Origin of the sequence: Marimonas lutisalis, from assembly GCF_005434965.1 — a bacterium.
Taxonomy (GTDB): domain Bacteria; phylum Pseudomonadota; class Alphaproteobacteria; order Rhodobacterales; family Rhodobacteraceae; genus Marimonas_A; species Marimonas_A lutisalis.
In genome coordinates this window covers 594,956-607,859 of sequence record NZ_SKCI01000002.1, presented here as the reverse complement: position 1 = coordinate 607,859, position 12,904 = coordinate 594,956, and the positions used below count along the sequence as shown (strand labels likewise).

The 12,904-nt window shown below is 64.7% G+C and carries 8 protein-coding genes; all 8 read right to left on the bottom strand.

The genetic code is table 11. The features are described from left to right. Positions 1-4 precede the first annotated feature (4 nt). Positions 5-2,686 carry a bifunctional acetate--CoA ligase family protein/GNAT family N-acetyltransferase gene (locus E0501_RS11065; protein ID WP_137701420.1) on the bottom strand — a complete coding sequence of 894 codons (2,682 nt, stop codon included), beginning with the start codon at positions 2,684-2,686 and terminating at the stop codon, positions 5-7. A 292-nt stretch (positions 2,687-2,978) separates the two neighbouring features. Further along, a complete protein-coding gene (locus tag E0501_RS11060; protein WP_137701419.1) occupies positions 2,979-4,310 on the bottom strand; it encodes a serine hydrolase domain-containing protein in 1,332 nt (443 codons plus the stop codon). Next, positions 4,291-5,700: an alginate export family protein gene (locus E0501_RS11055; protein ID WP_235857815.1), complete on the bottom strand. Its 1,410-nt coding sequence runs from the start codon at positions 5,698-5,700 to the stop codon at positions 4,291-4,293. The genes E0501_RS11060 and E0501_RS11055 overlap by 20 nt, the downstream gene beginning before the upstream one ends. Positions 5,701-5,790: 90 nt before the next feature. Then, positions 5,791-7,431 carry an ABC transporter ATP-binding protein gene (locus E0501_RS11050; protein WP_137701418.1) on the bottom strand — a complete coding sequence of 547 codons (1,641 nt, stop codon included), beginning with the start codon at positions 7,429-7,431 and terminating at the stop codon, positions 5,791-5,793. Beyond that, a complete protein-coding gene (locus E0501_RS11045; protein ID WP_137701817.1) occupies positions 7,428-8,243 on the bottom strand; it encodes an ABC transporter permease in 816 nt (271 codons plus the stop codon). The genes E0501_RS11050 and E0501_RS11045 overlap by 4 nt, the downstream gene beginning before the upstream one ends. After that, positions 8,243-9,199 (bottom strand): ABC transporter permease, encoded by a 957-nt coding sequence (locus E0501_RS11040; protein ID WP_137701417.1) that lies wholly within the window; start codon positions 9,197-9,199, stop codon positions 8,243-8,245. Before E0501_RS11040 ends, E0501_RS11045 begins: the two co-directional genes overlap by 1 nt. A gap of 1 nt (position 9,200) precedes the next feature. Next, entirely contained in the window at positions 9,201-10,784 is a 1,584-nt protein-coding gene (locus E0501_RS11035; RefSeq protein ID WP_137701416.1) for an ABC transporter substrate-binding protein, read from the bottom strand. Between the two features lie 134 nt (positions 10,785-10,918). Then, on the bottom strand, positions 10,919-12,895 hold the full coding sequence (locus E0501_RS11030) for a CocE/NonD family hydrolase (protein WP_137701415.1): 1,977 nt from the start codon (positions 12,893-12,895) through the stop codon (positions 10,919-10,921). Between the last annotated feature and the right edge of the window lie 9 nt (positions 12,896-12,904).

Sequence of the window (12,904 nt, the reverse complement as noted above, 5' to 3'; positions counted from 1 at the left end):
CTCCTCAAAGCTCCCTGTGCACCCAGACGATCTCGCGATCCTCCAGCACCGGCTCCACGGCAAAGCCCAGCTCTTCCATCAGGTGCAGCATCGGGGCGTTTTCGCGCAGCACCGTGCCCTCGATCACCGCCAGCCCGTGATCTCGCGCCGCATCGATCAACGCCTTCATCAGCCGCGTGCCGATCCCCTGGTGCTGCACCTCGTCGCTCACCACGATGGCGAACTCGCAACTGCGCCGGTCGGGGTTGATGGCATAGCGCGCCACCCCGATCTGCGCCTGCCGCCCCTCGGGCCCGACCAGCGCCACCAGCGCCATCTCGGTGCGGTAATCGATCTGCGTGAACCGCGCCAGCATCTCCGGGCTCAGCTCGTTGATCGTCCCCATGAAGCGGAACCGCTTGGCCTGCGGTGACAGGTCCCGCACGAACCCCGCCTCGCTCTGCGCGTCCTCGGGCCGGATCGGCCGGATGGTCAGCACCTGCCCGTCCGACAGGTGGCTTTCCTGCACCAGGTGGCGCGGATAGGGGTGGATCGCCATGTGGTCATAAGGCCCGTCCTTGCTCGGCGGACGCTTGATCATGATCCGCGCATCCACGCACAGCACCCCCTCGGGCCCGGCAAAAAGCGGGTTCAGGTCCAGCTCGACGATCTCGGGCAACTCGCACACCATGTCCGACACGCGCAGCAGCACCTCGACCACCGCCTCGCGCTTTACCGCGTGGCGGTCGCGGAACGCATCCAGCAGCCGCGCCACCCGCGTCCGGTCGATCAGCCGATTGGCCAGCACCGCGTTCAGCGGCGGCAACGCCACCGCGTTGTCGCGCAGGATCTCTACCATCGTGCCGCCCGCCCCGAACATGATCGCCGGGCCGAAGACCGGGTCGCGGCTCGCCCCGACCACCAGTTCGCGCGCATCCTCCACCTGCGCCATCCGCTCCACCGTCACGCCCTCGATCACCGCTTCGGGGCGCAGTTCCTTCGCCCGCTCGGTGATCTGGCGGAAGGCCGCCATGACATCGCCCGCCGTCATCAGGTTCAGCATCACGCCGCCCACGTCGGATTTGTGGCTGATCTGCGGGCTCAGGATCTTCATCGCCACCGGAAAGCCCACGGTCTCGGCCGCCACCAGCGCCTCGGCCGCGCTTTCGGCCTCGATCGTCATGTTGGTGGGAATGTGGAAGGTGCGCAAAATCGCCTTGCTCTCGATATCGTTCAGCATGTCGCGGCCTTCGCGCAACGCCGTGTCGATGATCATCCGCGCGCCCACGAGGTCGGGCTCGGCCACGTCGGTCAGCGGTCCCGGCACCTCCAGCGCCAGCCGCTGGTGGCGCTGATGCTGCGCGAGGTAGGAAAACGCCTCGACCGCGCGCTCGGGCGTGATGAAATCGGGCACGCCGTTCTCGCTCAGCACCCGCCGCGCCTCCGCGACCGAGGTTTCGCCCATCCAGCAGGCCAGCACCGGTTTCTTGCCGCGCTTCGGCACCGCGTCCACCACCGCCTGCGCGGCGGCGCTGGCCTCGGTCATCGCCTGCGGGGTCAGCATCACCAGGACCCCGTCCAGGTTCGGATCCTCCAGGCAGGTCTTCACCGCCGTGCCGTATTCCTCGGCCGCCGCGTCGCCCAGAATGTCCACCGGGTTGCCCCGGCTCCAATAGGGCGGCAGGATCCCGTCCAGCACCTTGATGCTCTTCTCCGACAGCGCCGCCACGTCCAGCCCCAGGTCACCCGCCCGGTCCGCGGCCAGAACACCGGCGCCGCCCCCGTTGGTCACGATGCCCAGCCGCTTGCCGCCCACGCGCTTGCCCGCTGACAGGATCTCGGCGGCGGCAAACAGCTGGCCGAACGTGCTCGCCCGCACCGCGCCGGAACGCGACAGCGCCGCGTCGAACACCGCATCCGATCCGATCAGCGCCCCAGTATGCGTGTTCGCCGCCTTCGAGCTCTGCGCATGCCGCCCCGATTTCAGCACGATCACCGGCTTCGACCGCGCCGCGATCCGAAGCGCGCTCAGGAACCCCGGCGCGTTGTTGATCCCCTCGACATAAAGCAGGATCGCATCCGTCTTCGGATCGGTCGACAGGTGGTGCAGCACGTCGCCGAAATCCACGTTGGCCGAATTGCCCAGGCTGACGATGGCCGAAAACCCCAGGTGATGCGGCTCGGCCCAGTCCACGATCGCCGAACACAGCGCGCCCGATTGCGACACCACCGCCAGCCGCCCCTTCGGCGCGCCGGAATTCAGAAAGGTCGCGTTCATCCCCAACCAGGGCCGCACCAGCCCCACGCAATTGGGCCCCATGAAACGCACGCCGGCCTTCTTCGCCGCCTCCTTCAGCTGCGCCTCCAGCGCCCGGCCCTCGGCGCCGGCCTCGCGAAACCCCGCCGACAGCACGATCGCCGCGGGCACATCCGCCTCGCCCAGCTCGTGCAGGATACCCGGAATCGTCTGCGCCGGTGTCGCGATCACCGCCAGGTCGATCTTCTGCGGCACATCCGCGATCTTCGCGTAACAGCGCGCCCCGCGCACCTCCTCGTATTTCGGATTGACCGGTACGATGGCCCCGTCGAAATCGCCCGCCACCAGGTTCGCATGCACTTTCGAGCCCACGCTCGTGGCCGATTCACTGGCGCCGAACACGGCGATGCCGGTGGGGTTGAAAAGCGTCTCAAGCGGGCGTTTGAACATGGTCCCGGCCTCGTTTCCTGCTGCGCCGCAATCCTATCATGCTGCAGGTGCAAAATACATGACAACACGCATCCGGCCTTGCGGCAGATCAAGAATGCCGAACCATTCGGGATGAAATGATCCCCCGCTTTTTCTTGGCCCAAATACTCCAAATCCCGGCCTCACCACCGGCCCGCCGCCAAACCCGGCGCACAAGGCCGCAACCGCAGGCGGGGTGGTGGGCGGCGGGGGCGGGTGGGTGGGACGCCCACCACCCCGCCTGCCCGACAGGTCTTTACCCCTGGGTCGCGGGTTACTTCGCCATCAGGTAATCCGCCACCGCCTGGTAAGCCGGCAGCGATGTCGGATCGATGAACCCGTTCTGCGCCCGCGGGAACGACGCAAGGCGCACCAGCACCATCTCGGCCGCCGGGTCGACATAGATCGTCTGGCCATGCACGCCGCGCGCGGCATAGGCGCCGTTTGCGTTATGGAACACCCACCACTGGCTGGTATAACTTCCGTTCGGGATGGTCGGGAAACCGGCGAATTTCGCCGGGTCACCGCTCGCGCGGATCTTTTCGACAACTTCGGCCGGGAACAGCCGCTCGCCATTGATCTCGCCGCCGTTCAGCATCACCAGGCCCAGCCGCCCCAGGTCGCGCAGCCCCGCGGTCACGCCCCCCCCGGCAAAGGGCACGCCCTTGCCGTCGACCGTCTGGTAGGCATCCTGCTCGGCCCCCATCGGCCGCCACAACCGTTCCGAGGCAAGCTCGGTCACCGCCTTGCCGGTCACCCGGCTAATGATCCAGCCCAGCATGTCCGAATTGATCGTCTTGTAATGGAAGGCGTCGCCATGCGCGCCCTCGGGCTTCACCTGCTGCAGGTATTCCCAATACCCATCAGGCCCGTCATAGCCCTCAGACTTGGGCAGCGGGCTGGCGGCCCTGGAATACAGCCAGATATCGGCATTTGGGTCCGAATAGTCCTCGGAATACTGAACCCCCGTCGTCATATCCATGACCTGCCGCACCGTGGCATTGGCAAAGGCGCTCTCGCCGATCTCGGGGATCACGTCGCGCACCAGCAGGCTGTCATCCAGCACCCCCTCGGCCACCAGGATCTCGCCCAAGAGGCCGGTGATCGACTTCGTCATCGACATGATGGCATGTTTGCCATCCTCCTCCAGGCAGCCGAAATAGCGCTCATAGACCACCCGCCCCTTGTGAAGGATCAGCATCCCGTCGGTATAATTGGCGTAAAGCGACTCCTCCCAGGTCATCTCCTTGTCGCCGTTGATCGGCATGAAGGTCAGCGCGTCGATGTCCTGCCGCGCGTCGGCAAAGGCGTGCGGCGGCAGGTAGCTCAGCGGCACCGGCGCGCCCAGCCCGCGGCTGATTTCTTCCGTGGGCAGGAACTCGCGCAGGTGACAGACCGACCAGCGCAGCCTGGGAAAACTGAAGTAAACCGAATCCGGCTGGGTGATCAGCTTGTCGGCCGGCGGGGGAAAGCCCTGCATCCAGCCCATCACGTTCGGGTCGGACTCCTGCGCCGACAGCGGCGTGCTCTGCGCCATCGCGCCCCCCGCCATGCCCAGGAACATCCCGGCGGCCAGCGCCGCGATCCTAGAAATTGAAGACGACATTCAGAAATCCTCCCGTCCAGTTGGGCACGTTGCCGCCCACGGCGCCGGTAATCCCGCTGCCAGGCTTCGACAGGCTCACGCCCGCCGTCAGAAACGTGTTTTGGTTGATGATGCGGCTGTATTCGACAAAGAAATCATCCGCCAGGTGCGGGTCTGTGACCCCGGAAATCACCGTCGGCACCCCGTTCGAAAACACCACCCTCGTGCCCTGTCCGAACTGGATCGGGCTGAAGAGTTCATTGGCGCGGATATGGGCATAGCGAAAGGTGATCGTGTCCTTGGGCCCGGGCTTCAGGCGCAGCGCCAGGTTATGTGACTGCACGTTCGAATTGATGAACACCATCGATGATTTCGAGCCCGTCGCCCAGGCGCTGGGCGATCCCTCGTAGTAAAGCGGGTCGAACCGCTCCAGCCGCGTCGTGTTCGGATCATCCCCCGAAAAGCTCTGGAACCCATAGCTGATCATCGGCGCCCAGGGCAGGTCCGCAAAGGTGTACCCCGCCTGCAACCGGCCGGCCCAGGCGCGCAGGTTGGTCCGATCGTTCCACTGATAAGCCAGGTCGGCCGCGAAATAGGCGTTTTCCAGCGGCCCGCTCAACGCGCCCGTGCGCGCGTAGTAACTCAGCGTCTGCGTGTCTTCGCGCGCACCGGGCAGGATTGTCGGCGGCCCGATCCCGCCGGGCGCCGCCTGTACGCTGGGCGAACCCGATTTCAGCACGTTCACATAGGTCAGGCCCTGGAACCCGCCGCCCGGCCCGTCGAACCGCAGGTCCAACCCGGCCAGCCGGTTGTCGTTGTCGCCCGAGGGGTTCTCGTTGGGGTCGACATAGAACAGCGTCCCCGTGAACCCGCCCTTCGACAGCTTGGCGATCGCCGCCATCTCCCACGCCTTGCGTGGCCCGAATTTCAGCGCCCCACGCTCGAACCCGCTCGACCCGCCATTGGCGATCAGCATGCCGGTGCCCAGCTTCAGCTCGCGCGGCCCCAGCGAAAAATCGAGCGTCAGCCCATCGGCGGATGTGGTGCGATAGCCCAGATAGGCCTCTTCCAGCGTCGCGCGCCCCGTATCTCCGGCATCGTAGGCATCCGTGCCCAGCGTGTAAGACGCCACGCCCGACAGCTTGCCATAGAAAACACCGCCCGCATCCAGCGTGTTTTCAAAACTCAGCCCGGGCTTGATGTAGAACTCGGCCCAGTTGGTATCCGAAGAATACCCCGATCCCGGGGCGGCGCTATCGGCAAAGTTCCAGAAAAGATTGCGCTCGCTCACCAGGTTGATGCCGGCCTGGAAATGCGACCGTACGGTCAGGCCATCGCTTTGCCGCAGCACCATAGAGTCCTGTGCCTGCGCCTGAACTGTGGAAAAAACGGCCAGACAGACAGCGCCCATCAGACGCACCAAGGTTCTCAACGTGCCGCCTCCCAAATGAATTCAGACTGAAATCACTCGCAAACGATACGTCAAAGGTCCGGAATTGGATCAGTTGCCAGCGCTCTCCATCCTGCGGTTGGCGATCACCTCTTCCAGCCAGCCCAGCTTCATCTCCGGAACCGAACTCAGCAGCAGGTCGGTGTAATCGTCGAAGGGCGGGCTCAGCACCTCGCTCTTGGTGCCATATCGCACGACCTTGCCCTGGTACATCACAGCGATGGAATCCGCGATCGCCTTCACCGTCGCCAAGTCATGGGTGATGAAAAGATAGGCAACATCCTCTTCCTTCTGCAGCTCCAGCAGCAGCTTCAGGATGCCATCGGCCACCAGCGGGTCCAGCGCGCTCGTCACCTCGTCGCAGATGATCATCTTGGGCTTCGCGGCCAGCGCCCGGGCAATACAGACCCGCTGTTTCTGCCCCCCCGACAACTCCGCCGGATAGCGGTCGATGAACTCCTCGCCCATCTCGATCTTGTCCAGAAGCTCGATCACCTGCCGGCGCCGCTCGGCGCCCTTCAGGCCGAAATAGAACTCCAGCGGGCGGCCGATGATCGTGCCCACCGTCTGGCGCGGGTTCATCGCCACGTCCGCCATCTGGTAGATCATCTGCAACTCGCGCAGGTCCTCGCGCGTGCGGGTCGGCAGGTCCGGGCTCAGCGTGCGGCCGGCAAACTCGATCCGCCCCTCGCTCGGCGGCAACAGCCCGGTAATCACCCGCGCCAGCGTCGACTTGCCCGATCCGCTTTCGCCCACCACCGCCAGCGTCTGGCCCGGCGACAGCTCCACGTTCACGTCATGCAGCACGTCGAACTTCGTGCCCTTGTAGCGCGCGGTCACGTGCTCGACCTTCAGCACCGGCTCGGCCGCCGGCTGCTTCTCCTCGTGCTCGATCGACCGGACCGAAACCAGCGCCTTGGTATACTCCTCCCTAGGCGCGTTGATGATCTGGTCGGTGGTGCCGTATTCCACCATGTCGCCCATCTTCAGCACCATGATGTCGTCGCTGACCTGTGCCACCACCGCCAGGTCGTGGGTGATGTAAAGCGCCGCCACCCCGGTATCACGGATCGCGTCCTTGATCGCCATCAGCACGTCGATCTGCGTGGTCACGTCCAGCGCCGTGGTCGGCTCGTCAAAGACCACCATGTCGGGCTCCGGGCACAGCGCCAGTGCCGTCATGCAGCGCTGCAGCTGCCCGCCCGACACCTGGTGCGGATAGCGGTTGCCGATATGCTCCGGGTCCGGCAGGCCCAGCTTGGCAAAAAGCTCAACGGCCCGGCGTTCGGCCTCCTTGCGGGAAAACTTGCCCTTCTCGACGCTCGCCTCGGTCACCTGGTCCATGATCTTCTTGGCCGGGTTGAAACTCGCCGCCGCCGACTGGCTGACATAGGTCACCTCCAGCCCGCGCAGGCGGCGCACATCACGCCCCGATGTCTTCAGGATATCGCGCCCGTTGACCCAGACCTCGCCGCCGGTGATTTCCACGCCGCCCCGGCCATAGGCCATCGTGGCCAGCCCGATGGTCGACTTGCCCGCCCCGGATTCCCCGATCAGCCCCAGCACCTTGCCGCGCTCCAGGTCGAAATCGACACCATGCACGATCTCGATGTCATGCGGTTTCTCACCGGGCGGATAGACCGTCGCGCCGATCTTCAGGCCACGCACCTTTACCAGCTTGTCATCGCTCATCCCCGGCCCCCTTTCAGGCTCGTGGTGCGGTTCAGGATCCAGTCGGCCACCAGGTTCACGCTGATCGCCAGCGTGGCGATCGCCACTGCCGGCCACAGCGCCGCGCCGATGCCGTACACGATCCCGTCCTTGTTCTCCTTCACGATCCCGCCCCAGTCGGCCATCGGCGGTTGCACGCCCAGGCCCAGGAACGACAGCGTCGAGATGAACAGCACCATGAAGATGAAGCGCAGCCCCATCTCGGCCACCAGCGGGCTCAGCGCGTTGGGCAGGATCTCGCGAAAGATGATCCAGCGCCGGCCCTCGCCGCGCAGCGCCGCCGCCTCGACATAGTCCATCACGTTGATATCCACCGCGACCGCCCGGGACAGGCGGAAGACCCGCGTGCTGTCCAGAAGCCCCATGACCAGCACCAGCACCGGCACAGTCACCGGTGTCACAGACAGGATTACCAGCGCCAGGATCAGCGACGGAATCGACATCACCAGGTCCACAAACCGGCTCAACAATTGGTCGGCCCAGCCTCCCAACACTGCGGCCAGGAACCCCAGGATCGATCCGGTGGTAAACGAAATGATCGTCGCCACGGTGGCGATGAAAATCGTCGTCTGCCCGCCATAGATCATCCGGGTCAGCAGGTCGCGCCCGATATTGTCCGTGCCCAGCCAGTGATCGGCGCTCGCCGGTTCCCAAACGTCGCCGACGACCTCGGCCATGCCATAGGGGGCGATCAACGACGCGAATATCGCCACGAAAAAGTAAAGCGCCGTGAAAAACAGCCCGACAGCGGCCGCGAAAGGAATGTTCTTCATCATTTCGGGTGCCTCAGTCTCGGATTCGACAGGATCGAGATGATATCGGCCAGCATGTTGAGCCCGATATAGACTGCGGCAAAGACAAGTCCGCAGGCCTGCACCACCGGCAGGTCACGCTTGCTCACATGGTCGACCAGGTATTGCCCCATGCCGGGGTACGTGAAAACCACCTCGACCACGACAACCCCGACCACCAGGTAGGCCAGGTTCAGCATCACCACATTCACCACCGGCGCGATCGAGTTCGGAAACGCGTGCCGCCAGATGATCTTGAACATCGTCAGACCCTTGAGCTCGGCCGTTTCGATATAGGCCGACTGCATCACGTTGAGGATCGCCGCGCGCGTCATCCGCATCATGTGCGCCAACACGACAAGCGTCAGCACCGCCACCGGCAGCGCAATCGAGTTGAGCTTCTGGCCCAGGCTCATGCCATCGTAGATCGTCGAAACCGTGGGCGCCCAGCCCAGTTTCACGCCCACGAAATACATCAGCACGTAGCCGATCAGGAATTCCGGGATCGAGATCGTGCTCAGCGTCACCGCCGAGATCAGCTTGTCGGGCCAGCGTTCACGGTAACGCACCGCCAGCAGCCCGAGGAAAATGGCCAGCGGCACCGAGATGATCGCCGCCCAGAAGGCCAGGAAAAGCGTGTTGGAAAGGCGAGAGCCCAGCGCCTCGGCAATGTCCTTGCCATTGGTCAGCGCGGTGCCCAGGTCGCCGGTCAGAACCCCGCCCAGCCAATCGAAATAGCGCGTCAGGGGCGGGTCGTTCAGCCCCAGCTCCGCGCGCAGGTTGGCCAGCGCCTCGGGCGTGGCCGACTGGCCAAGGATGGATTGCGCCACGTCCCCGGGCAGGATGAGCGTGCCCACGAAGATGAGGATCGAGACGAGGAAAAGCAGCAGGATGCCCAGCGCAAGGCGCTGGGCAACGAGTTTCAGTGCCGGCCCCATATCAGGCGGCGACCCACATCTTGATTGGGGCGTAGTAGTTCATGATGCCAAAGCCCTTGTGGTTATCGATCCAGCCCGCAATCCGGTCGGTTGAGGCGTCAACGAAGTCGTTGAACATCGGGCAAATCAGCCCACCTTCGTTATGTAGGATCATACCCATATCAGCATACATCTGCTTCCGCTTGGCTTCGTCCAACTCGGCCCGTGCCGCGACCAGAAGCTGGTCGAACTTCTCGTTCTTGAAACGCGTGTCGTTCCAGTCAGCAGTACTGAGATACGCCGTCGAGTACATCTGGTCCTGAACGGGGCGGCCCGACCAATAGCTGGTGCAGAACGGTTGCTTGTTCCACACTTCCGACCAGTAGCCGTCATTGGGCTCTCGCTTAACCTCGAGCGGAATACCCGCCTTGGCCAGCGATTGCTGGAACAGCGCCGCCGCATCCGGCGCGCTCGGGAACGAGTTGTCCGAGGTGCGCAGCAGGATCGGGTCGGTCGCGCCCGATTTCTTCCAGTGGAAGGCGGCCTTGTCGGGGTCGTATTCGCGCTGCTCCATCGGCGTGAACAGCGGATAGGACGCGTTGATCGGCGTGTCATTGCCGACAGAGCCGTAACCGAACAGGATCTTGTCGACCATCTCCTGACGGTTCATGCCCCATTTCAGCGCCAGCATCACGTCGTTGTTGTCAAACGGCGCCGTGTCGCGGTGGGCGATGAACACATAGTGGCCCGCGCCTGATGCTTTGTGCACGGTGATATTCGGCGCGCGATCAACCAGCCCAGCAGTGCGCGGCGGCACACGGTTGATCATGTCAACCTGACCCGATTGCAGTGCGGCGACGCGCGCGGTGTCGTCGTTGATAACGATCAGCTCGATCGTGCCCGCATTACCGTCGTCGCGCCAGTAATTGGCGTTCTTCTCAAACACGAAGCGCACACCCGGCTCGGCCGATTTCAGAACATAGGGCCCGGTGCCGATAGCTGCAGTCGGATCGTCGTTGCCGCCGTTTGGTTGGATCAGCAGGTGATAATCCGTCATCAGATAGGGCAGGTCGGCGTTTGGCTGTTCGAGTTCCAAGATGAAGCTGTCACCCTCGACCTTCATCGACGCGATGCCGCGCATAATCCCCAGCGCACCCGACTTGGTCTCGTCGCCCGAATGGCGCTCCATCGTGGCCAGCACATCGTCTGCCGTCATCGTCTTGCCATTCGAGAATGTTACACCCGACCGGATCTTGAAGGTCCAGACCTTCGCATCCGGCGAGGACGAATAGCTCTCTGCCAGCACCGGTTCGATACCACCATGCGGTAGAAGCTCGACAAGCGGCTCGCCCCACATCCGTGTCACCAGCGTCTGGCCCTGGTTCGCCGAAAGCGCCGGATCAAGACTGTCTGCCGAGCCACTGCCATTCACACCCACCTTGATCGTGCCGCCCTTCTGCGGCCCGGCGGCGCGCACCGCATCGGCCAGCATCGTGTTGGCCGCCGCGGCGGTCACGCCCACGGCCGCCGCGCGGCCCATGAACTCGCGCCGCGAAATCCGGCCCATCGCCGCATTCACCTTGAGATAGTCAAGATAGTCTTTCATCGGATTGCTTCTCCCTGTTGCATCCCTCCCCGCACGCCTTTTTCACCACGGCAGGGTTATTAACTCTCCAGTCAAACAAACCGCATCCCCCCCAAGGCTTCAAGGTATTTCTGGGAAAAATCCGGCCACCCGCGTCACATCCCGTCGCGCGGAATGCTGTCGGTTATGTCCTTTTCGAACACCAGCACATCGTTTTCATAGGCCTCCAGCCGCGCTTTCAGGAAAAAGGTCCCGGCATCCGCCCACATCTCGGCATGAGTCTCGGTGCGCAGGCGTATATCACCGCGCTCGGTCTCTTCGGTCCAGTGGGTGATGCCCCGCGCCTGGCCCGGATCGTCGGGGTGTATCACCCATCTCTCGCGCGATTTGCCGCCCGAAATCAGGCCATGGCGCAGATCGCGCCGCTTGCCGAAATCATCCTCGATCACCAGCGTCATCAGCCCGTTCGACAGGTCCTCTTCCACCCGCCGCACGTTTTCCACCGGGCGCAGCTCCTCGGTCTGCCACGGCGTCACATCGGTTTCCACCTCGGGAAACACCCACTCCGCCGCCCCGGCCCGCGCCCGCACCGGCAGGTCCAGCGCGCCGCCCTCGATCTGCAGGCACACCGCCTCGGGCGATGGCCAGATCAGCGGCCAATAGGCCGTGCTCACCGCCACGGCAATCCGGTGCCCCTCGGGCACGCGATAGGCGATATGGTCCAGCACCACCGCGACATCCACCATCTCGCCCGGCACCATCGGCTCAGGGGTTTCGTGCCCGCCACGATGGGTCAGGTTCAGCACGCCATAGGTGATACGCGTGCTCATCCCGTCCGGGTGCACATGGTTCACCCGGACGGCAATCTGGCCCTGCGCCTTGTCCGCGCTCAGGCGCAGCCGAACCACCGGCGCCCCCACGATATCGCGGCCCGCCTCCAACGGCGCGCTCACCCACAGGGCCGAGCCCGCGTCGTCCGCGCGCTGGTCCCCGGCCAGCTCCGGCCCCCGCCCGATCGCGTAATACTCGCTCCCGGCCATGCCGCAGGTCTGGGGCGAGGCCACCGCCTGCCCGCCCGCACCCTCTCCGCCCAGAACACCATGCGCCCCCAGCGCAAACCGCTCCATCTCTCCGCCGGTCGCCTCATCCGCCAGCCATATCCCGGGCCGCTCCCGCGCCACCCGCTCGGGCCGGTGCCCCTCGATCAGGAAGGCGCGATAGGTCGGGTGACCCTCGGCCCCGTTCTCCACCCCCTTCAGCCACCGGTCCCACCAGCGCAGCGCCTCGGTCAGGAACCCGATCCTCGGCTCGGGCTTGGCGATATGCGGATAAAGATGCACCCACGGCCCGACGATGCCTTTCGCGCCCTCCAGGTTCTCGACAATCGCCGGCACCGCGTTCTTGTAACCATCCGCCCAGCCGCCGATCGCCAGCACCCGGGCGGTCAGCGCGCCATACTCCTCGCAGATCGACCCGTGTTTCCAGTAATCGTCCCGCCGCTGATGCCTCAGCCAGGTGCTCAACAGCAGCGGTTCGGCCTCCAGCCGCTGCAACCACATCTCGCGCCAGTCCGCGCGCAGCGCCGGATCGGGCGCGCGGCTCGAATAGGCCCACATGGTCGATGACCAGCCCAGGTTCTCGTTCAGCAGGCAACCGCCCTTGTAATGGATGTCGTCATTGTAACGATCCACGGTCGAACAGAGCGAAATCACCGCCTTCAGCGGCTCCGGCGCCAGCCCGGCCACCTGCAACCCGTTGAATCCGCCCCAGCTGATCCCCATCATGCCCACGTTGCCGTTGCACCAGGGCTGTTCGGCCAGCCAGTTGATCACGCTCACCGCGTCGGCCAGTTCCTGGGCGGTGTATTCATCCTCCATCAGCCCTTCGCTGTCGCCATTGCCGCGCATATCGACCCGCACGCAGGCATAGCCGCGCTTCGCCATCCACGGATGGGTGATCTCGTCGCGCGCCACCGTGCCGTCACGCTTGCGATAGGGCAGATGCTCCAGGATCGCCGGCACCGGATCATCCAGGCAATCCACCGGCCGCCACACCCGCGCCGACAGCTGCACGCCATCGGGCATCACCAGTCCCAGGTCCTCGATCTCCTCGATCTCCCGCAGGTTCTTCATGGCGCACCC

Excerpts from the sequence above, each read along its gene's own strand:
- E0501_RS11035 (WP_137701416.1), bottom strand. The coding sequence starts at position 10,784 with ATGAAAGACTATCTTGACTATCTCAAGGTGAATGCGGCGATGGGCCGG.
- E0501_RS11050 (WP_137701418.1), bottom strand. The coding sequence starts at position 7,431 with ATGAGCGATGACAAGCTGGTAAAGGTGCGTGGCCTGAAGATCGGCGCG.
- E0501_RS11065 (WP_137701420.1), bottom strand. The coding sequence starts at position 2,686 with ATGTTCAAACGCCCGCTTGAGACGCTTTTCAACCCCACCGGCATCGCC.
- E0501_RS11060 (WP_137701419.1), bottom strand. The coding sequence starts at position 4,310 with ATGTCGTCTTCAATTTCTAGGATCGCGGCGCTGGCCGCCGGGATGTTC.
- E0501_RS11055 (WP_235857815.1), bottom strand. The coding sequence starts at position 5,700 with ATGGGCGCTGTCTGTCTGGCCGTTTTTTCCACAGTTCAGGCGCAGGCA.
- E0501_RS11040 (WP_137701417.1), bottom strand. The coding sequence starts at position 9,199 with ATGGGGCCGGCACTGAAACTCGTTGCCCAGCGCCTTGCGCTGGGCATC.
- E0501_RS11045 (WP_137701817.1), bottom strand. The coding sequence starts at position 8,243 with ATGAAGAACATTCCTTTCGCGGCCGCTGTCGGGCTGTTTTTCACGGCG.
- E0501_RS11030 (WP_137701415.1), bottom strand. The coding sequence starts at position 12,895 with ATGAAGAACCTGCGGGAGATCGAGGAGATCGAGGACCTGGGACTGGTG.